Annotated in this window: 12 protein-coding genes, 1 tRNA gene, 3 pseudogenes and 1 riboswitch; of the genes and pseudogenes, 15 read left to right on the forward strand and 1 reads right to left on the reverse strand. The window is 42.9% G+C overall.

Features of this window, described 5'->3' with window-relative positions; translation table 11 throughout:
* Window positions 1-80 precede the first annotated feature (80 nt).
* Window positions 81-153 (reverse strand) — tRNA-Glu (locus tag DXA15_RS03905).
* 274 nt (window positions 154-427) lie between these two features.
* On the opposite strand from DXA15_RS03905, the gene mutA reads away from it, so the two are divergent.
* From mutA to DXA15_RS03975, 15 genes and pseudogenes are all read left to right on the forward strand, one after another.
* Complete coding sequence (gene mutA, locus DXA15_RS03910) at window positions 428-2,290, forward strand: methylmalonyl-CoA mutase small subunit (RefSeq protein ID WP_128133193.1); 1,863 nt, start codon at window positions 428-430, stop codon at window positions 2,288-2,290.
* Between the two features lie 12 nt (window positions 2,291-2,302).
* Window positions 2,303-4,452: pseudogene (gene scpA / locus DXA15_RS03915) on the forward strand (methylmalonyl-CoA mutase).
* Window positions 4,453-4,540: 88 nt separating this feature from the next.
* Window positions 4,541-5,767 carry a J domain-containing protein gene (locus DXA15_RS03920; protein ID WP_128133194.1) on the forward strand — a complete coding sequence of 409 codons (1,227 nt, stop codon included), beginning with the start codon at window positions 4,541-4,543 and terminating at the stop codon, window positions 5,765-5,767.
* Window positions 5,768-5,808: 41 nt separating this feature from the next.
* Window positions 5,809-7,281, forward strand: coding sequence for a glycosyltransferase family A protein (locus DXA15_RS03925; RefSeq protein ID WP_128133195.1), 1,473 nt, complete (start codon window positions 5,809-5,811; stop codon window positions 7,279-7,281).
* 1 nt (window position 7,282) lies between these two features.
* The gene (locus DXA15_RS03930) at window positions 7,283-8,263 is read left to right on the forward strand and encodes a DUF4922 domain-containing protein (protein ID WP_199676213.1); all 981 of its coding nucleotides are present in this window, start codon (window positions 7,283-7,285) and stop codon (window positions 8,261-8,263) included.
* Window positions 8,260-9,558: an MFS transporter gene (locus tag DXA15_RS03935; protein ID WP_128133196.1), complete on the forward strand. Its 1,299-nt coding sequence runs from the start codon at window positions 8,260-8,262 to the stop codon at window positions 9,556-9,558. The genes DXA15_RS03930 and DXA15_RS03935 overlap by 4 nt, the downstream gene beginning before the upstream one ends.
* Before the next feature lie 19 nt (window positions 9,559-9,577).
* A complete protein-coding gene (locus DXA15_RS03940) occupies window positions 9,578-10,420 on the forward strand; it encodes an ATPase (RefSeq protein WP_128133197.1) in 843 nt (280 codons plus the stop codon).
* A gap of 62 nt (window positions 10,421-10,482) precedes the next feature.
* The gene (locus DXA15_RS03945; protein WP_128133198.1) at window positions 10,483-11,763 is read left to right on the forward strand and encodes an acetylxylan esterase; all 1,281 of its coding nucleotides are present in this window, start codon (window positions 10,483-10,485) and stop codon (window positions 11,761-11,763) included.
* Window positions 11,764-11,833: 70 nt separating this feature from the next.
* On the forward strand, window positions 11,834-12,655 hold the full coding sequence (gene murQ, locus DXA15_RS03950) for an N-acetylmuramic acid 6-phosphate etherase (RefSeq protein ID WP_128133199.1): 822 nt from the start codon (window positions 11,834-11,836) through the stop codon (window positions 12,653-12,655).
* A gap of 40 nt (window positions 12,656-12,695) precedes the next feature.
* Window positions 12,696-12,894, forward strand: a riboswitch (cobalamin riboswitch).
* 261 nt (window positions 12,895-13,155) lie between these two features.
* Window positions 13,156-13,617: a sigma-70 family RNA polymerase sigma factor gene (locus tag DXA15_RS03955; RefSeq protein WP_233566791.1), complete on the forward strand. Its 462-nt coding sequence runs from the start codon at window positions 13,156-13,158 to the stop codon at window positions 13,615-13,617.
* 5 nt (window positions 13,618-13,622) lie between these two features.
* Complete coding sequence (locus DXA15_RS27790) at window positions 13,623-13,745, forward strand: hypothetical protein (protein WP_303645825.1); 123 nt, start codon at window positions 13,623-13,625, stop codon at window positions 13,743-13,745.
* A 74-nt stretch (window positions 13,746-13,819) separates the two neighbouring features.
* Complete coding sequence (locus DXA15_RS03960) at window positions 13,820-14,830, forward strand: FecR family protein (RefSeq protein WP_158579636.1); 1,011 nt, start codon at window positions 13,820-13,822, stop codon at window positions 14,828-14,830.
* 60 nt (window positions 14,831-14,890) lie between these two features.
* Window positions 14,891-18,417, forward strand: a pseudogene (locus tag DXA15_RS03965) (SusC/RagA family TonB-linked outer membrane protein).
* A 20-nt stretch (window positions 18,418-18,437) separates the two neighbouring features.
* Window positions 18,438-20,464, forward strand: a pseudogene (locus tag DXA15_RS27525) (RagB/SusD family nutrient uptake outer membrane protein).
* Between the two features lie 85 nt (window positions 20,465-20,549).
* Window positions 20,550-21,149, forward strand: coding sequence for a porin family protein (locus DXA15_RS03975; RefSeq protein WP_128133201.1), 600 nt, complete (start codon window positions 20,550-20,552; stop codon window positions 21,147-21,149).
* Window positions 21,150-21,245: the final 96 nt, after the last annotated feature.

Genomic DNA, 21,245 nt, shown 5'->3' on the forward strand with positions numbered 1-21,245 from the left:
TACTTTCAGGTATATAATTATTTCTTATCAAAAGTGTGAAAGATAAAAAAGCCTGCCGAAATCATTTCAGCAGGCTTTCGTAGTGCGTCCGGGGATCGAACCCGAGTTTCCGCCGTGAGAGGGCGGCGTCCTAGGCCACTAGACGAATGCACCGTTTCGTGTCATAGTTTTCATTGTTTGACGGGACAAAAATAGTTATTATTTCGTTTCGGTGTTCTCCGGAACGGAAAAAAATGTAAAGAATTTTGTTTCTTCCTGTCATTATGATACTATAATTGTCTTCATACAACTAAAAGGCGTTAAAACTGAGCGCAATTTCGTTTATTTTTCATTGTTCTTCCTGTTTATTTATTCTACCTTTGCCATCTGTTATTGAACAATATACTATTGAACAATTACTAATACCAGTATTAAAATAACTAATATTATGGCAGAACTAAAAGAAAAACTTTTCTCAGAATTCGCTCCGGTCACTACTGAAGAGTGGATGGCGAAGATTACGGCTGACCTGAAAGGTGCTCCGTTTGAGAAAAAGCTTGTCTGGAAGACAGGCGAAGGATTTAATGTAAATCCTTTCTATCGTGCAGAAGACATCGAAGGTTTGAAGACTACCGAGTCTCTTCCCGGTGAATTCCCTTATGTTCGCGGAACAAAGAAGGATAACGACTGGAAGGTACGCCAGAACATTGAAGTAACCTGTTTCAAGGAAGCCAACGAAAAGGCTCTTGATTTGCTGACTAAAGGTGTTACTTCTCTCGGTTTCATCATCAAAGGTGATGAAGTGAATGCTGAAAATATTGCAACATTATTAAACGGTATCTGTCCGGAAGCTACTGAACTGAACTTCAACACTTGCAACTGCAAGGCTGAAAAACTGATCGGTATCCTGGAATATATCCTGAAGGGAAAAGACGTAGACCTGAACAAATGTTTCGGTTCTGTAAACTATGACCCGTTCAAGAAACCGTTGGTAAAAGGTAAAGAAAATGGAAACTGGGTAGAAGCTGCATCTGCTGTGCTCAAAGCAGGTCAGGCACTACCAGGTTATAAAGTGTTAGCTGTAAACGCTTTCTACTTCAATAATGCAGGTGCTTATATTACTCAGGAACTGGGTTATGCACTGGCTTGGGGTAACGAACTGATGGCTAAATTGACTGAAGCTGGATTCAGCGCAGACGAAGTTGCCAAAAAGATTAAATTTAATCTGGGTATCAGTTCTAACTACTTCATGGAAATTGCTAAGTTCCGTGCAGCACGTTGGTTGTGGGCTGAAATTGTTGCTGCTTACAATCCAGAATGCAAATGTGCATGCAAGATGAACGCACATGCTCAGACTTCCGAATGGAACATGACTGTTTACGATGCTCATGTAAACTTGTTGCGTTCTCAGACTGAAGCGATGTCTGCAGCTTTGGCAGGTGTCGATTCTATTACTGTACGTCCTTTCGATAAGACTTATCAGACTCCGGACGATTTCTCTGAACGTATCGCCCGTAACCAGCAGTTGTTACTGAAAGAAGAATGTCACCTGGACAAGGTAGTCGATCCTTCTGCCGGTTCTTATTATGTGGAAGTACTGACAAACTCGTTGGCTGAAGTTGCCTGGAACCTATTCCTGGAAGTAGAAGACAAAGGCGGTTTCGCAGCTGAAGTTGCTAACGGAAATATCCAGAATGCAGTGAATGCTTCCAATACAGCTCGTAAGAAAGCGGTTGCTACCCGTCGTGAAATTCTGCTGGGTTCTAACCAGTTCCCGAACTTTACGGAAGTGGCTGCCGGTAAGATTAAAGAAACTGCTTCCTGCTGCTGCGGTGGTGGTCATTCTTGCGGTGAAGCAACGGTTACTCCTCTTGATTTCTCTCGTGGTGCATCTCAGTTCGAAGCATTGCGTCTGGCAACTGAAAACAGCGGAAAGACACCGAATGTCTTTATGCTGACTATCGGTAACTTGTCTATGCGTATTGCCCGTTCACAGTTCTCAAGCAACTTCTTTGCTTGCGCCGGATATAAGGTAATTGATAACTTAGGTTTCGAAACTGTTGAAGCTGGCGTTGAGGCAGCGATGAAAGCCGGTGCTCAAATCGTTGTTCTTTGTTCTAGTGATGACGAATATGCAGAATATGCTCCTGCTGCTTATAAGGCGTTGGCCGGACGTGCTGAATTCGTTGTAGCAGGTGCTCCTGAATGCATGGAAGACCTGAAAGCTCAGGGTATCGATCAGTTTATCAATGTGAAGAGCAACGTGCTTGAAACATTGAAGGCTTTCAACGCAAAATTAGGAATCGCTTAAGTAGAAACAATTATGAGACCAAATTTTAAGAATATAGATATAAAGAATGCCGGTTTTGCAGCAACCAATGCTGCCGAATGGGCAAAAGCCAATGGCATCGAAGCCAATTGGAAAACACCCGAGCATATCGAGGTGAAACCAGTATATACAAAAGAAGACCTGGAAGGTATGGAGCATCTGCACTATGCATCTGGTCTGCCTCCTTATCTGCGTGGCCCGTATAGCGGTATGTACGCTATGCGTCCCTGGACAATCCGCCAGTATGCCGGTTTCTCCACAGCAGAAGAATCAAATGCATTCTACCGCCGTAACCTGGCTTCCGGCCAGAAAGGTTTGTCTGTTGCATTCGACCTTCCGACACACCGCGGATACGATGCCGATAACGAACGTGTTGTAGGTGACGTTGGTAAAGCCGGTGTATCTATCTGTTCGCTGGAAAACATGAAAGTATTGTTCGCTGGTATTCCTTTGAACAAAATGTCTGTTTCCATGACCATGAATGGTGGTGTTCTTCCGGTATTAGCATTCTATATCAACGCAGGTCTGGAACAAGGCGCTAAGTTGGAAGAAATGGCCGGTACTATCCAGAACGATATCCTGAAAGAATTCATGGTGCGTAATACGTATATCTATCCGCCCGAATTCTCTATGAAGATTATCGCTGATATCTTCGAATATACATCACAGAAGATGCCGAAGTTCAACTCTATCTCTATCTCCGGTTACCACATGCAGGAAGCCGGTGCGACAGCAGATATTGAAATGGCTTATACCCTGTGCGACGGTATGGAATATCTTCGTGCTGGTGTTAACGCAGGTATTGATGTGGATGCATTCGCTCCGCGTCTGTCATTCTTCTGGGCAATCGGTGTGAACCACTTCATGGAAATCGCCAAGATGCGTGCCGCACGTATGTTGTGGGCGAAGATTGTGAAGAGTTTCGGTGCTAAGAACCCGAAATCTTTGGCGCTGCGTACTCACTGCCAGACTTCAGGATGGTCGTTGACCGAACAGGACCCATTCAACAACGTAGGCCGTACTTGTATCGAGCGATGGCTGCTGCTCTGGGACACACGCAGTCTTTGCACACCAATGCGTTGGACGAAGCTATCGCCTTGCCGACAGACTTCTCTGCACGTATCGCCCGTAATACACAGATTTATATCCAGGAAGAAACAAAGATCTGTAAGGAAATCGACCCGTGGGCCGGTTCTTACTATGTAGAATCTTTGACAAACGAACTGGTACACAAAGGTTGGGCATTGATCCAGGAAATCGAAAGCATGGGCGGTATGGCAAAAGCGATTGAAACAGGTCTTCCGAAGATGCGTATCGAAGAAGCTGCTGCGCGTACTCAGGCTCGTATTGACTCAGGCGTTCAGACAATCGTTGGTGTTAACAAATACCGTCTGCCGAAAGAAGATCCGATCGATATCCTTGAAATCGACAACACAGCCGTACGTAATGAACAGATTGCCAATTTGAAGGTGTTGCGTGAAAACCGCGACGAAGAAGCTGTTCAGAAAGCATTGGCAGACATCACTGAATGTGTGAAAACTAAGAAAGGCAACTTGCTGGAACTGGCTGTTAAGGCTGCCGGCCTGCGTGCATCACTGGGAGAAATCTCTGATGCCTGCGAAGTTGTTGTAGGACGTTATAAAGCAATCATCAGAACTATATCAGGCGTGTATTCATCAGAAACAAAGAAAGATGCCGACTTCCTGAAGGCTTGCGAGCTGACAGAAAAGTTTGCTAAGAAAGAAGGTCGCCAGCCGCGTATCATGATCGCTAAGATGGGTCAGGACGGACACGACCGTGGTGCTAAGGTTGTAGCTACCGGTTATGCCGACTGTGGTTTCGACGTGGATATGGGACCGTTGTTCCAGACTCCGGCTGAAGCTGCCCGCCAGGCTGTTGAAAACGACGTTCACGTAATGGGTGTTTCTTCTTTGGCTGCCGGACACAAGACATTGGTACCGCAAGTTATCGATGAACTGAAGAAGTTAGGCCGCGAAGACATTATCGTTATCGCCGGTGGTGTTATTCCTGCACAGGACTACGACTTCCTGTACAAGGCAGGTGTTGCCGCTATCTTCGGTCCGGGTACATCAGTCGCTAAGGCTGCCGTTCAAATCCTGGAAATCCTGTTAGGAGAAGAATAATAGCTGTAAAGTTTTTATTATAAATAGGAGACTGCGTAGCTTTCGGTGGAGAGTTACGCAGTTTTTTTATTACCATATAAGTATTGATATGAACAAACAAGCAAAACTATTTCAAGATCAGGATGTGGCAAATGATGATTTGTCCCTGACTCCTGTTATTAAAAAGAAAGGAAGAACGAAACTTACCGCTGCCCAGTCTGAGTTCAATCGCCTGAACAGGAAGATAAATGAACTAAAGGCAGAGATCACGTTTATTCCTGAGAAGGAACGAAAAATCAGAACTTTCTATCAGGAGCATGCTAAATCTTTATTTGAGAAAGAGACAGCAATGAAATATGATTATCTGATTTATCTGGATGGAATATATGAAGAAGGAAAACTGAGTAAAACGGATCGGAAAACGCTGATAGATCTTATTGCTGCTGAAAGTGAAGGAGTGACTGACTATATGAATGAAGAGCAACGCTCCGTTATTGTTCCCCTCGTTCATAAATATGAGGAACTCTCATCCGGAATGACTCATGAAGAACTGGAAATGGAAGCAGTACAGGATACGTTGTTCGCTATCCAAATGATGGGTTTTAAACTCAATAAGAAAATGAAAAACGCAAAGACGGAAGAGGAACTGCTCAACGCTTTTAATGATTTAATGAAGAATGAGATGGAGAAAATGGAGGCGGCGGAAGAAAAAGAACAACAGAGGCGTGCAGCCAGAGAGGAACAGAAATCGTCGCAGTCCAGAGAAAGGAAAATGACCAAAGCCGAATTGAATCAGAAATTGCAGGAGGAACAAACTTTAAAGTCAATGCGTGAAATATATCTGGAACTGGTGAAGGAACTTCATCCGGACCGGGAAACTGATGAAACATTGCGTGCACAGAAGGAAGAACGGATGAAACAACTGACGGAAGCATATAAACAAAAAGACTTGGCTTCCTTGTTGATGATGCAGATTAACTGGTTGCAGGAAGAATCGGCAAAGACACCTCAATCGCAAACGGATGAGGTTTTGAAACGTTATAATAAGATTTTGCGTGCACAGTTGAATCGCTTGGAAGAAGAATTTTACCTGATTTGTCAGGCTCCTTTATCTGGTGTGGAAAATGCTTATACGCAATTGAGAACTGTTCCTTTGAAAGAGATAGATATTCACCTGGATATTCTTTTGTCTCAGCAGAAAAACCTGCTGCAAACAGTGGAAGAGTATATGCAAAGCGTTTCTACACTTACGGGAATGCGAGCTTTTCTGAAAAAATACCGGAAAAAACAAAGAGAAGAAGAGCTTTATGATGACTTTTTCTGGGAGGAGGATTAATCTTTTTGTTATCTTTACCCGACAATCTTAAAAGTGCTATTATGCAAACAGTAAATTGTTTTTTGCCTTATGTTTCTCCAGTCATGGTGAAACTGACTGTAGACGAACTCAGGAGTACCGGGCTGGTTAATAAAATATATCTTTTAGCTTCTGATTCATTGCAGGCGGAAGCCTGTGACGGTTGCGAAATCCTGCAGGTCGATACGCTGACCGGTACAAATACTTTGCGTACTATTTGGGAACATGCTGACGAACGGAATGTCTTATTTTATACTGGTACAACTCCTTTGAGGTTCGGACAAAACGGACTGGAGCGGATGCTTTTTGTTGCTGAAAACAGATGTTGTAAAATCGTTTATGCCGATCATTATAAAATATGTAACGGTATCCGGCAGGAACATCCGTTGAACGATTATCAGGAGGGAAGCATACGGGATGATTTTGATTTCGGTCCGTTATTGCTGCTTAATTACGATGAATTGAACTATTATTTCGAATCTCGTAAAAAAATGTTTCCGGAGTATGTCTATGCAGGTTTCTATCTTTACCAGCTCGATGCCTCATTTATGCCGGAGACTATTGTTCATATCCGGGAGTATCTTTATTCTTTTACAGAAGAAGATAATCGGAAAAGCGGCGAGAAACAGTTTGATTATGTGGATCCAAAGAATCGTGAGGTGCAGGAGGAAATGGAATCGGCCTGTACTGTCTATCTGAAATATTTGGGTGCTTTTTTGAAGAAGAAACCTTTGAAGGTAAAGTTCAAGAAGAAAGGTTTCCCTTGCGAAGCATCTGTGATCATCCCTGTCCGCAACCGTGTCCGTACGATCGAGGATGCGATCCGTTCTGTTTTTAGGCAGCAGACCAATTTTGACTTCAACCTGATCATTGTCGACAATCATTCGACCGATGGGACAACAGAGGTTATTCAGCGGTATGCTGAAGATAAACGTCTGATACACCTGATCCCCGAACGTGACGATCTCGGAATCGGCGGTTGCTGGAATGAGGCGGCTGCCCATCCTTCGTGCGGTAAGTTCTGTGTACAGCTTGACAGTGATGATGTGTATAGCGGTCCCGATACTTTGCAAAAGATTGTAGATGCTTTTTATGCGGAAAGTTGTGCAATGGTGATCGGAACCTATAAAATGACTGATTTCGACCTGAATGAAATAGCGCCCGGCATTATCGACCACCGGGAATGGACGGAAGAGAATGGGCGTAATAATGCTTTGCGTATCAATGGACTGGGAGCACCCCGTGCTTTTTATACCCCGATTCTTCGCGAGTTGAAAATGCCGAATGTGAGTTATGGCGAAGATTATGCCATAGGATTGGCTATATCGCGTATTTACCGGATCGGACGTATTTACGATGTCCTTTATCTTTGCCGCCGTTGGGAGGACAATACCGATGCCGCATTGGATATCCGGAAAACCAACGAACATAATGCCTATAAAGACAGTATCCGAGCCATTGAATTGGGTACCCGAAGAACGTTAAATCAAAAATGATATGATTGATAAGTCTGAAATGAATGAGTTGAGAGAACGCGTAGAAGATCTTCTCGATAACCAGATAAGAGATTGGGAGTTGGTTCGCACGAATACCTATGCTTTGGCAAGCCTTAAGACCCGGTATCTTTATATAAAGGATTTCCCTGTTATATTACAGTTCAATCCGGAGCGTATCCGTTCCTCTGCTGCTAAAACAGACACTGCTTCTTTGCAAGCACGACCGTGTTTTTTCTGTCACCGGCCGGAAGAACAATATGGTATTGATTACAATGATGCTTTCGATATACTGGTTAATCCTTATCCAATCTCCAGCGGACATCTGACGATACCATTGAAATGGCATGAAGATCAGCAAATTCTTCCTTATTATGAGGATATGCTGTGGTTGGCACACGATCTTCAGGATTATGCCGTCTTTTACAATGGTCCGAAATGTGGAGCCTCTGCTCCGGATCATATGCATTTCCAGGCAATGGAACGGGGAAATTTGCCGATAGAAGTAAACTATAAAAAGGCTCCCAAGGGTATAGTCTGGGAGGGGCGTAATACGGTTCTTTATGTACTTTACGATTTTATGGCGTCTGCATTTCTGCTGATCTCCAGTGATTTGCGCGAAGCCGATTATGCTTTTAAACAATTATACGCACAACTGGAAATAAAAGAAGGAGATTCTGAACCGATGATGAATGTGGTTACTTGGAAGGATGAGGATGCTTGGAAGGATGAGGATAACTGGATATCCTGTATATTCCCTCGTAAGGAATTGCGTCCGTCCTGTTTTTATGCAGAAGGAGATGCTAATATCCTGATCAGTCCGGCAACGGTTGAGATGGCCGGTCTCTTTATCACCCCTTTAGAGAAGGATTTTGATAAGGTGACGTCTGAAGATCTTGAAACTATTTTGCGGGAAGTAAGCATTTCAGAAGAAGAGAAGAATGAAATAGTACGTAAAATGATACAATCTAGCCCGCGAAAATGAAACTATTAACCGGAAAATCCACAGTATCGTCTCCATGGAGTTGGATACCCACGCTTTATTTTGCGGAGGCCCTTCCTTATGTGGCAGTGATGACGATCTCTGTCATCATGTATAAACGTTTGGGGATCAGTAATACAGATATTGCCCTCTACACCAGTTGGCTTTATCTCCCCTGGGTGATCAAACCCTTCTGGAGTCCTTTTGTCGATTTGCTGAAGACGAAGCGCTGGTGGGTGGTTACCATGCAGTTTTTGATAGGTGCAGGACTGGCGGGTATTGCTTTCACTATTCCGATGGATTATTCCTTTCAGCTGACTTTGGCTATATTCTGGTTGGTGGCGTTTAGTTCTGCGACGCATGATATTGCGGCTGACGGTTTCTATATGTTAGCGCTGGATTCGCATGACCAGGCATTTTATGTCGGGATACGAAGTACATTTTACCGTATCGCAACTATTGCCGGACAAGGTCTGTTGGTGATGCTGGCAGGTGCTTTGGAGGAAAGTACCGGAAAGATACCGCTGGCCTGGTCGGTTACATTTTTGATCCTGGCAGGTCTATTTATCGGGCTATGCCTGTATCATAAATATATATTGCCGACACCCGAATCGGACAGACCGGCTGTCGCTGTGACGGCTTCTACCCTGTTTAAAGAATTCTTTGCTACATTTGTTTCGTTTTTTAAGAAGAAACAGGCCCTGATTGCGATCCTGTTTATGCTGTTATACCGTTTCCCGGAAGCACAACTGGTAAAACTGGTCACTCCTTTCCTGATCGATCCGCGTGATGTAGGAGGGCTCGGATTATCAACGGCAGAGATCGGCCTTGTTTATGGTACGATCGGGATCATCGGGCTGACTTTAGGCGGGATCATCGGAGGTATTGTTGCGGCACAAGGCGGACTGAAGAAATGGCTTTGGCCGATGGCGCTGGCTATTACTTTGCCGGATCTGGTTTTTATTTACCTGAGCAGTGCCTTGCCGGAGAATCTGCTTATTATAAATGTATGTGTCTTTATGGAACAGTTTGGGTATGGATTCGGCTTTACGGCCTATATGCTGTTCCTTATTTATTTCTCAGAGGGTGAACATAAGACGGCTCATTATGCTATCTGTACGGCATTTATGGCTTTAGGTATGATGCTGCCGGGGATGATTGCCGGCTGGTTGCAGGAGCAGTTGGGATATGAGCACTTTTTCTGGTGGGTGATGGGATGCTGCCTGATCACTTTGGCAGTGACGGCTTTCCTGAAGATTGATCCTGCATTTGGCAGAAAAGACAGACGTATTGATTGATTTTATAATAAAGTGAAATATGATATTGATAGCTGATAGTGGGTCCACGAAGACTGATTGGTGTGTGGTGGAGAATGGTGAATCTATCCTCCGTTTCAAAACACGGGGCACGAATCCTTTTTTTCAGACAGAAGAGGAAATCGGGAAGGAGATAGAAGCCGGCCTGTTACCTTCTCTAAAAGGTTTCAAACCTTCAGCTATTTATTTTTATGGAGCAGGATGTGCTTTTCCGGAGAAGAATGATATGATCAGGCGGGCCGTCAACCAGTATCTGCCTGTTCCGGTAGAGGTAGGGAGCGACTTGCTTGCGGCTGCCCGTGCCCTGTGCGGAGATCAGCCGGGGATTGCCTGCATTATGGGGACCGGTTCCAACTCCTGTTATTATGATGGCAGGGAGATTGTAAAGAATGTCTCTCCTCTGGGATTTATCCTGGGCGATGAGGGGAGTGGTGCGGTATTGGGGAAATTATTGATTGGTGATGTCCTGAAAGACCAGTTGCCTCCGGCCCTGAAAGATCAGTTCCTGACACAATATGAGTTGACCCCGGCCCTGATTATGGACAAGGTTTACCGGCAGCCTTTCCCTAATCGTTTTCTGGCAGGATTTTCTCCTTTTATACGGGAGCATCTGGATGAACCGGCTATCTGGGAGTTGGTTACCCGTAGTTTTCTGGCTTTTTTTACCCGGAATGTGAAACAGTACGATTATTTTGAACAGCCTGTCCACCTGGTAGGTTCGGTAGCCTGGTATTATCAGGATGTATTGAAGGAGATGGCGTTTGATTTGGGAATCCGTCTGGGGATGGTCGCTCGAAGTCCGATGGAAGGACTGATTGCATATCATGGCCAATCAACGCTTTGATATCTGATAGATCGTATTTATCTTTGTTGTGTTTGTAATCTTATATTTAATAAATTCTCAAGATGAAAAAAGTGTTATTCTCATTCTGCTTCCTTCTGGTATTGCTGGTAGGAAGTTCGTTAGGGCTGGAGGCTCAGCCGGCCCAGAAATTGGTCAATGTGGTGGTATCTCCGGATCGGACAGACTGGAAATACAAACAAAAAGAGGAAGTTACTTTTACTGTTCAAGTCTTTAGAAATGAAAATCTCCTGAAAGACGTGGTAGTTGATTATGAAGTGGGGCCGGAGTATTTCCCCGTAAAGAAAGAAGCGGATGTGCTTTTGAAAAATGGTAAAACAACATTAAAAGGCTCCATGAATGAACCTGGTTTTTTGCGTTGTAAGGTCATAGCAAAAGTAGATGGTCGTAATTATGAGGGAATGGCTACGGTTGCCGTAGATGAAGAAAGAATCCGGCCGACAACCGCTGATCCGAAAGATTTCGACAGTTTCTGGAAGCAGGCGATTGAAGATGCCCGTAAAACCTCTCTGGACCCTAAAATGGTATTGATGCCGGAAAGATGTACGTCTACGCAAAACGTTTATCATGTCAGTTTTCAGAATGAGCGTCCAGGGTCCCGTATGTATGGTATTCTGGTTGTCCCAAAAAAGGAAGGGGTATATCCGGCTATCCTCCAGGTTCCGGGTGCCGGTATCCGTCCGTATAACGGCATGAATTTAGGGGATGATGTTATCACATTAGAGATCGGTATTCATGGAATTCCGGTAAATATGCCCCAGGAAGTATATAATAACCTGGCATCCGGTGCTTTGAACGGATATCCCGGGATCAATAAGAATGATCGTGACGCCCATTATTACAAACGGGTGTATCTCGGTTGTGTGAGAGCGGTGGATTTTATTTTCTCTTTGCCTGAATTTGACGGTTCGACTGTCGGTGTAACCGGTGGTAGCCAGGGAGGAGCGCTTTCTATCGTTACGGCAGGATTGGATCCGCGTATTAAGTTTCTGGCGGCATTCTATCCGGCCTTATGTGATTATGCCGGTTATTTACATCAGCGTGCCGGTGGCTGGCCTCATTATTACCGGAATGCAAAACCTGGTCCGAATGAGGTGGAGACATTAGCTTATTTCGATGTGGTTAATTTTGCCCGTCGCGTAAATGCACCGGGGTGGTATAGCTGGGGATATAATGATGTGACTTGTCCTCCAACCTCCATGTATTCCGCTTATAATGTTATTCCGGGAGCAAAAGAACTGCATCTTTATCTGGAAACCGGTCACTGGACTTATCCGGAACAAAATATGGCACGGTTCCAATGGTTGAAAGAAATGTATAAGTAAGAAGAGGTTCGCAGACATAAATTTTGTTAGTTTTGTATCTGTTTAGCAACATACATAATACATATTTAATATGTCGTTTACTAAAATAACAGAGCAAGACTCATTATATAATAATCTGGAAAGCAAGTCGGTCCGGGAATTACTGGACGATATAAATACGGAAGACCGGAAGGTCGCGTCAGCAGTCCGGAAAACGATACCTAAAGTTGAAGAACTTGTATTACAGATCGTCCCCCGGATGAAACAAGGGGGACGTATCTTTTATCTGGGCGCCGGCACAAGCGGACGTTTGGGCGTGCTCGACGCTTCGGAGATACCTCCTACTTTCGGAATGCCGCCAACCCTGGTGATCGGACTGATCGCGGGTGGAGACAAAGCGCTTCGTAATCCGGTAGAAAATGCGGAAGATGATCTGAACCGCGGTTGGGAGGAATTGCAGGAGCACCATATTACAACAAAAGATACAGTAATCGGCATTGCCGCTTCCGGGACGACTCCCTATGTAATAGGAGCTTTGCGCAAGGCACGTGAGCAAGGAATCCTGACAGCTTCCATTTCCAGTAATCCGGATTCTCCGATGGCAGCGGAGGCAGATGTAGCCATTGAAATGATCGTAGGCCCGGAGTTTGTTACCGGCAGTTCGCGTATGAAATCCGGAACAGGGCAAAAGATGATCCTGAACATGATCTCTACTTCGGTAATGATCCAACTGGGACGTGTAAAAGGCAACCGGATGGTAAATATGCAACTTACCAACCAGAAACTGATCGACCGTGGGACACGGATGGTCGCTGAGGAACTGGGCTTGAATTATGGTCAGTCGCAACGGTTACTTCTGATGTACGGCTCGGTAAAAGACGCAATAGACGAATATCGTAAACATAATAAATAAAATTTATAGGATCTGCTACCATAAGATGTAAAAATATCTCTATATTTGCGACATGCATTGTTCCGAGCCTGTATCCGCGGGTAAGGATTAAAAGGGAACCGGGTGTGAATCCCGGACAGTCCCGCTGCTGTAAGCTTCATAACGGATTGGGCAACACTAGTGCCACTGTTCTTCTTTGAATGGGAAGGCGCTCAAACCGGAAGTAAGTCAGAAGACCTGCAAGGCATATTCTTTCGACGGCTTCGAGGAAAGGCCGGATGAGAAAAACAAGACATCTGATGTCTTTCTATTCTTGTTCCATTCCCTGTTTGCCGTCTTTTAAGATCTGTTTTTAATTATTTTGCCATAATAATTAGGAAAAGAGGCATGGATCGCTTGACGGGATGAGCTCCGTCGGTGGTTCATGCTTTTATTTTTGTGATGAATAAAAGGTTAAAGATTGTGCGAGTATTGAAATAAAATATTTAAGTTTGTTGGCGGGTTTATTTAAATCTAAATTAATGGATGTAAAAAGAGAGACCATACTACGTATTAATAAGGGAGATACAAATGCTTTTAAGTTATTGTATGCGACCTATTATACCTATTTGTGCGCGATTGCAGTAAAGTATGTATATAAGCCGGAAATAGCAGAAGAGATTGTAAATGATGTTTTTTTGAATGTATGGAATAATCGGTCGTCATTAGTTTATCCCGTCAAAGCTTATTTGATACGTGCCGTTCAAAACCAGTGTTTGAGTTTTTACAGGAAAAAGCGCTTAGAAGAGGTGCCGGTCTCTGATATAAACGGCTATGTGATTGATGTTCATGAGCAATTGATCTGTTTAGAATCTTCACCTTTGGCTTGTTTGGAAAATAAAGAGTTAACCGATCTGATAAGTAGGGCTATCGACCAGTTGCCTGCGAAGTGTCGCGAAATTTTTATTCAACACCTTTATTATAATAAACCTATGAAGAAATAGCCCGGATGAAAAATATTTCTTCCAGTACGGTCCGGGTACAAATTAAGCAAGGATTATCTAAGTTGAAAGTATTATTGGGGAATTTATATCCTGTTGTCTGCTTATTATTGGATATTTTTCAAAAATAATTCATTTTAGTATAAACGGATTATTGAAAAATGGCGTATCTATTTATGTAGATATGAATTTATTTGAAAATATTATGGATACAGAATATATACGTAAACTGATAATCGGCCACTTTTTGGGCAATTTGTCAGACACTGAAAAAAAAGAACTTTTCCAGTGGTTGCAGGTTGATAAAAAGAATCAGCAGTTGTTTTCGGAAATGTCGGACTGGTGGGCCATCTCCCATGTTCCTTATTTTTCTTCCCGGGTGGAGCTTGGTTTCCAGAAACATTTTGGTGAGTTGATGGCTAAAGAGGCGGGGGTTTCTTCAAAAAGAATATTCTTTATTCGTCCTTGGTTACAAATCGTTGCAACAGTAATGATCATGCTGGCTATAGGCGGTTTATCTTATTATGCAGGTGTATTGACGGATGAACAGGATTCGGAGATTATTCGTTTTCAGACCTCTGTACCATTGGGATCACGTTCGAAAGTAACTTTGGCCGATGGGTCGGTGGTTTGGCTGAATGCTGGTTCTTCTCTTTCCTATAATAAAGATTTTTCAGAAAAGTCTCGTGATGTTTACCTGACAGGGGAGGCATATTTTGAAGTAACCCCGGACTCTTTGAAACCATTTATAGTGAACTCTGACAATCTGAGTGTAAAAGTATTGGGAACGACTTTTGATGTCAGGGCCTATCAGGATGAGGAGTTGGTGAATGTTGTGTTGCGAACCGGAAAAGTTGACGTGGCGTTGAATAACGAACCGGATACAAAAATAATACGCTTACAACCTAATGAGAAGTTGAGTTATAATAAAATAGATAATGAGCTGAAGAAAACAACAGTAAATGCGGATGATGTTTGTGACTGGGTAAATGGGAAAATGAAATTTACAAAGATTCCCTTTGGCATATTAGCGAGAGATTTAGAGAGAAAATATAACATAAAGATTGTAATAGAGAGCAACTCTTTGCAGGAAGAGGCTTTTACGGGGAGTTTTACTTCCGAGCATACGATATATGATATTTTGAATGAAATTGATGTTGAAAAACAATATCGATGGGAACAAACCGGAAATATGTTTGTAATCCGGGATAAATAATTGATCCGAGAAAGGACATTACGATTAGACTGAATAATAATCTTATTAAATCTGAAATTCATGAAATTAACCAATTTGAAGAGAAATGGAAGGTGTTTGATGACCTTGTGTATGTTCGCAAGCTTGCCGATGACCACAGAGGCGGTTTTTGCTGCGGACTTAAAATCTTGTTACTTATCTGTTCAGAACCAGAGTACCACTTTGCAGGAGCTGTTCGATTTGATTGAAGAGAAGTTTGATTACTCTTTTTTAATTCGTGACAAAAACCTGAATTTGAATGAACGGGTAGTTGTCGACTGGGAAAAAAACTCCGTAGAAACTCTTTTGAGAAAAGCGTTGCAAAATCAGCATGCTGATTTTGTTATAAATGATAAGCGAATTATCATTTATAAGTCAAATTCTAAACAGAAAAATTACGGAGTATCTGATCAGCAGCAAGTGAGGCGTATTACTGTTAGGGTGACAGATGCTTTGGGACCGGTAGTAGGAGCCAGTGTTGTCGAAAAAGGTACGACCAATGGCGGCATTACCGATATGGATGGGAAAATGACGTTGGAGTTTCAAGGAACGGAAAAGATAATAGAGATATCTTATATCGGATATGCAAAGCAGACCATAAAAGTAACATCTTCTGTTGTCGATGTTCAGCTGAAAGAAGATACGCAGACGTTGGATGAAGTTGTGGTCGTAGGTTTCGGTGTTCAGAAAAAAGAGAATCTGACAGGTGCTATTTCTCAGGTGAAAATGGAAGAGGCATTGGGTGACCGCCCATTGGCAAACACGACACAAGCTTTGCAGGGAGCTGTTCCCGGTTTGTTTGTTTCGGGAAATCATGAACCTGGTGGAACGAATAAAAAAATACAGATTCGCGATGCCTTTTCTTTAGGCTCAGGCGAGGTGATTCGTCCTCTGGTTTTGATCGACAATGTCGAAGGGGATCTGAATATGATCAATCCGAATGATATCGATGCTATTTCTGTTTTGAAAGATGCAGCATCAACAGCTATTTACGGTGCGCGTGCCGCTGGCGGAGTAATTATTATTACCACCAAGCAACCGAAAAAGGGTGAACGGTTTCATTTGAACTATAATAACAATATAGGTTTTGAAACAGCGATGAATTTACCCGAACAAGCCATGCTTGACGAGTATTTTAAAATGTATCTGGAAGCAGGGTTTAGCGATTCTTATTGGGCGGGCAAACAAAATGTAGCTAAATGGAAACAATATTTGCAGGACTATAAAGCCAATCCGGGCGCTTTTAATATCGTAAATGACGGCTTGTATAAAGGGGATGACGGAAATGTATATTATTTGAATGAACAAGATCCGTATAAAGCTTTTATGGAAACCAGTTTTATTATGAATCATAACTTGTCGGCATCGGGCGGAACGGATAAGGTTCGTTATCGTTTTTCCGGAGGATATACTTCCCAGGATGGCCCGTTGGTGACTTCTGCCGATAAGTATGAGCGTCTTAATGTCGGGGCTTATATGTCTGCGGATGTGACGAGTTGGTTTACGCAGGTTGTAGATATTAAGTATGCTAAAGGAACGAAATCAATGCCTTCCGGCGATAATTTGTATACGACCCGTTTGATATCTTATTCCCCTAATGGAACATCCGGTGATATTTATGGTGTGGCAGATAAGGAAAATTTACCTTATAACACTCCGTTAAACAGTATATTATATAATAATAAGAAGAAGACGGTTACGGCTAATCCACGTATTTTCTTAAAATCGATATTTAAACCTATTGCCGATTTGGAAGCAGTATTTGAATATACATTTGATAAGAATGATGTTTTGTATGATTCTATGATGCGAAGAAAAAATTTATAGATATTCAGGAGACTCCTCGATGGAACGTTAATCAGGATAGTTATGAGAAACGACATTATTTTACGGATTATAACGCCTTTAATATATATGCCAATTATTCGAAGTCTTTTAAAGATCATAACATGAATGTAATGGTTGGTTTTAATCAGGAGTCCAGTTATTACGAAGATGTACAGTCTATCGTATATAATCAAGCTGTGCCTGAAGTGCCTTCGTTGGGAGGTACTACCGATAAAACTTTGACAAAGTTGGTAGACAAGTACCAGGAATATACGATCCGCGGTGCCTTTTTCCGCTTGAATTATAATTATGCGAATAAATATCTGGTGGAGGTGAACGGACGTTATGACGGTTCTTCCAAATTTCCTAAAAATTCTCGTTTCGGATTTTTCCCTTCGGTCTCTTTGGGATGGCAGGTCGCACGGGAGGCTTTTATGGAAAGTACACAAGGTTGGTTGGATGAATTGAAGATTCGTGCTTCATGGGGCGTTATTGGAAACCAGAATATCAAACCTTATCTGTATACTCCATCCATGACTTTGGAAAACAAGAATGTATGGTTGAATAATGATGTAGCTGTAAATGTTATCGGTGTTCCTTCTTTGGTCCGTTCTAATTTTTCCTGGGAAGATGTAGCAACAACGGATGTCGGTTTGGATTGGACTTTGTTGAATGGCCGTTTACGTGGAACATTTGACTGGTACCAGCGTAATACAACAGGGATGTTGGCACCCGGAGAACAATTGCCGGCTATTGTCGGGGCTTCTGCTCCTTATCAGAATACGGCGGATATCCGTACTAACGGTTGGGAAGTGGCTGTTTCCTGGAGAGATCGGATAGGAAAGGTAGGATACTCTGTCGGATTTAACATATCCGATTCTCGTACGAAAGTAACTAAGTATAAGAATACCTCTGGTTTGTTCTATGACAGAAACGATGCGCAGGATGGAAAACGCTATCGTGAAGGCATGTACATGGGTGAAATTTGGGGATATGAAACGGACGGCTTTTATACGATAGATGATTTTGAGGATGCGGTCAGCTGGAAATTGAAAGAAGGTGTGACCGGTATAGAAGGCTACAATGGCCGCTTACGTCCGGGGGACATTAAATTTAAAAACCTGAGTGATGCGGACGGTACTGTCAATACGATTACAGCCGGTGCCGGTACTGTGGAAGACCCGGGAGACCGTAAGGTTTTGGGAAACAGCAGTGCCCGCTATCAGTTGGGAGCTAGTTTGGGAGTTAATTACGCAGGGTTTGATTTGAGTATTTTATTGCAGGGAGTCGGAAAACGAGATGTATGGTTAGGGGGATCTGCTATCTTCCCGTTTGGTGCTGCAGGCCCGACCGATGCTGTTTATCTTCCCGTTTATTATAATCAGACAGATTACTGGCAACCGGTTGATGCCGCCGGCGGAAACTATAATCCGGTGAATCCGAATGCCCAATTGCCACGTATCTATGATTATACGGTTGCTAACTCGGTGGGATCCAATACACGTATCTCTGACAAGTATTTGAATAGCGGGGCTTATTTGAGAGTGAAAAACATATCATTGGCTTATACGTTCCCGAAACAATGGTTGACTCCGATATTGGTACAGCAGTTGAAACTTTTTGCAAATGTTGAAAACTTGTTGACTTTCTCTTCTTTGCCTAAAGGCTTTGACCCGGAAACATTAAGTTGGAGTTATCCTGCTTATCGTACTATATCGTTTGGTTTGAATGTTACGTTTTAATTTTATAAAATACGATCACAATGAAAAAACTAGTTATAGGATTTTTAGTAATGTTGGGAGTTATATTTTCTGCGTGTAACGATGACTTTCTCGAAAAGTATCCCAAAACGGATTTAACGGAAGGAAACTCCTTTTTATCATATGATAATTATCGGTATTTTATGTACCCATGTTATGAAATGTTCTCAGATGTAACCATTCGGACGGCAGTGAACGGCTATGGGGCAAAATCGATATACCGCGGAGATTTCTGGGCCGGTTATTTAGGACAGAAAAACGGATATAACAATTATGCTTTTCAGGATGTCACCCGCTCTGCATCCGGTAATGGTTGGGATTTTCAATATATCCGTCGTGTAAATATTATGCTTTCTCACTTGGAAGATGGCGTGCTTTCTGCTGAAGAAATGGATCATTGGAAAGCAGTAGGCTTTTTCTTCCATTCTTTCTGGTATATGGAATTGATAGACCGTTTTGGGGATATCCCTTGGGTCGATAAAATTATTACGGATAATTCGGAAGAACGTTTTATGGCACGGATGTCGAGAGACGAAGTTGCTGCAAAGGTTTTGGATCGGTTGATTTGGGCAGAAGCAAACATCGGAAGCTCCGCCAAAGATGGCGATAATTCGGTAAACCGGGATTGTATCCGTGTATTGATATCACGTTTCGGCCTGCGTGAAGGCACATGGCGTAAATATCATGGATTGGGAGATGCAGAGAAATATTTGCAGGCCTGTGCGAAGTATTCCGAGTTGTTGATGGCCGATTACCCTTCTTTATACCAGGGTGTGGCTAAGAATGATAAGGGAGAACCTGTTCCGGGAGCCGGTTATGGAGAATTATGGACAAGCCTGAACTTGAAAGGTGTTCCTGGGGTTATCTTTTATAAACGGATTGTAGGGGAAGTGAATCCTCACCGTTTTAGCGATTATGAACATATTGCTGCACATAATTATGAAATGCCGCAATATACGGTGGATATGTATTTGTGTCAGGATGGTAAAACAATATCTAATTCGAAACAATATCAATTCGGACCGGAGAACCGAAGCATACATGCCGTATTCCGTAATCGTGATCCACGTTTGTGGCATGTCGTAATGCCGCCTTTCAGGGTACTTTCAAAAACGGAAGCTACTGCTTATCCGGAGTTGGGTGCTTATCAGGAAGATGGTATTCCGGCTGATAAGAACTGGTTTTTCACCAATAAACCGGAAGATCGTGAGTTTATCGATATTTTCGGAGCCAATCACGGTCAGTCTGTTTCTACTGCGACGTTGCCTTTCGGAGGTGATTTGAATCGTGGTATGAAGCGGCTTCCTACTCAAAACTGGGGAGATGCTCCCATGAACGAGGCACCCCATTTGAACAATGCAACCCGTACGAACGGAGCTTATCAGACTTGCAATAGTGGTTATTACGTATGGAAATGTTACAACAACTGGGATAGAAATCAATCTGCGAATTTAAACAGTCCGGATTTGCCGATATTTAAAATAGAGGAAATCCTGTTGAATTACGCAGAGTGTAAGTATGAGTTGGGCGAGTTTGACCAGCAAATAGCCGATCGTACCATAAATAAATTACGTGAACGTGTCGGAGTGGGAAGAATGACGGTTTCGGAAATTAACGAAAGCTTTGATCCGAAACGTGGTACTGACGACTCTGGAAAGTTGATAGCCCCGGTTCTGTGGAGATTCGTCGTGAACGTATGATTGAATTGATGGGAGAAGGTTTTGGCTTTTATGATGTTCGCCGTTGGAAATGTGCCAAATGGTATGTGAACCGTCAACAGAAAGGTATGTGGATAGATGAAACCTGCACGGATCTTTCGGGTAAGGCAGATTATTTGGAAAAATATCAGACTGTAGGAGAGAATGAAACGGATCCTCGTACGGGACCTGGGTTTATCTATCGTTATCAGGATCCTGTTTCTTCCGGTTTTGGTTGGTTGGACAAATATTATTTGTATTGTGTACCGACGGATGAGATTGCCTTGAATCCGGCATTGACACAGAATCCTGGCTGGAACGAAGGTGAATGATAAAATTAAACCCTTTCATATTATACTTGTTTATTCTACGAAAAGTATGTTTATTTGCAAGCATAATTAATTAACAACAGGCAATATGAAGAAGGTTACAGGTTTAGTTTTGGTTATTTTGATGGTATTCATAGCTGTACCGGCAAAGTCCCAGTTGAAGTTTGGGATAAAAGGTGGGGTGAACATATCATCCGTTCATATGAATTCCGATATCCTGAAAGCGGATAATGTGACAGGGTTTCAGATCGGTCCGATGATCGAGACAACCATTCCGTTGATAGGCATAGGATTGGATGCGGCGATCCTCTATTCACAGAAAGGGATGGATGTGAAGTCGGAGGCAGGAACTTCCACGAATGTGAAAACAGATTATATCGATGTTCCGGTGAATTTGAAATGGAAGTTCGGACTGCCTATCATTAAAGGATATCTGGCTGCCGGTCCGTATATCGGTTTCCGTGTAGGAGGCGATAAGTTCTGGGAGATTCCCGGAAGTGTAGTAGGACAGGTGAAGGCCAAGAACTTTAGTGCCGGTCTTAATTTTGGAGCAGGAGTGGAACTGATCAGTCATTTGCAGGTCGGTATAAACTATGGTTTGGGACTGACCGATAATTACAGTGCTGAAAAATATGATATGAATGCCAGGAACCGTGGATGGTCTATTACGGCTGCCATCTTGTTCTAACCGGAATATATGCTCGTATTGGGGGATGCAGACAGCGTTGTCTGTGTCCCCTAATAGTTTTTTAATGTCCCTTTTTTTGTTACTTTTGACCTCGTA

The sequence above is a fragment of the Parabacteroides sp. AM58-2XD genome, assembly GCF_003463685.1.
Classification (GTDB): Bacteria; Bacteroidota; Bacteroidia; order Bacteroidales; family Tannerellaceae; genus Parabacteroides; species Parabacteroides segnis.

Bases quoted from the DNA above. Each gene is read 5' to 3' on its own strand.
- mutA (WP_128133193.1), top strand. From the start codon at position 428: ATGGCAGAACTAAAAGAAAAACTTTTCTCAGAATTCGCTCCGGTCACT.
- DXA15_RS03920 (WP_128133194.1), top strand. From the start codon at position 4,541: ATGAACAAACAAGCAAAACTATTTCAAGATCAGGATGTGGCAAATGAT.
- DXA15_RS03925 (WP_128133195.1), top strand. From the start codon at position 5,809: ATGCAAACAGTAAATTGTTTTTTGCCTTATGTTTCTCCAGTCATGGTG.
- DXA15_RS03930 (WP_199676213.1), top strand. From the start codon at position 7,283: ATGATTGATAAGTCTGAAATGAATGAGTTGAGAGAACGCGTAGAAGAT.
- DXA15_RS03935 (WP_128133196.1), top strand. From the start codon at position 8,260: ATGAAACTATTAACCGGAAAATCCACAGTATCGTCTCCATGGAGTTGG.
- DXA15_RS03940 (WP_128133197.1), top strand. From the start codon at position 9,578: ATGATATTGATAGCTGATAGTGGGTCCACGAAGACTGATTGGTGTGTG.
- DXA15_RS03945 (WP_128133198.1), top strand. From the start codon at position 10,483: ATGAAAAAAGTGTTATTCTCATTCTGCTTCCTTCTGGTATTGCTGGTA.
- murQ (WP_128133199.1), top strand. From the start codon at position 11,834: ATGTCGTTTACTAAAATAACAGAGCAAGACTCATTATATAATAATCTG.
- DXA15_RS03955 (WP_233566791.1), top strand. From the start codon at position 13,156: ATGGATGTAAAAAGAGAGACCATACTACGTATTAATAAGGGAGATACA.
- DXA15_RS27790 (WP_303645825.1), top strand. From the start codon at position 13,623: ATGAAAAATATTTCTTCCAGTACGGTCCGGGTACAAATTAAGCAAGGA.
- DXA15_RS03960 (WP_158579636.1), top strand. From the start codon at position 13,820: ATGGATACAGAATATATACGTAAACTGATAATCGGCCACTTTTTGGGC.
- DXA15_RS03975 (WP_128133201.1), top strand. From the start codon at position 20,550: ATGAAGAAGGTTACAGGTTTAGTTTTGGTTATTTTGATGGTATTCATA.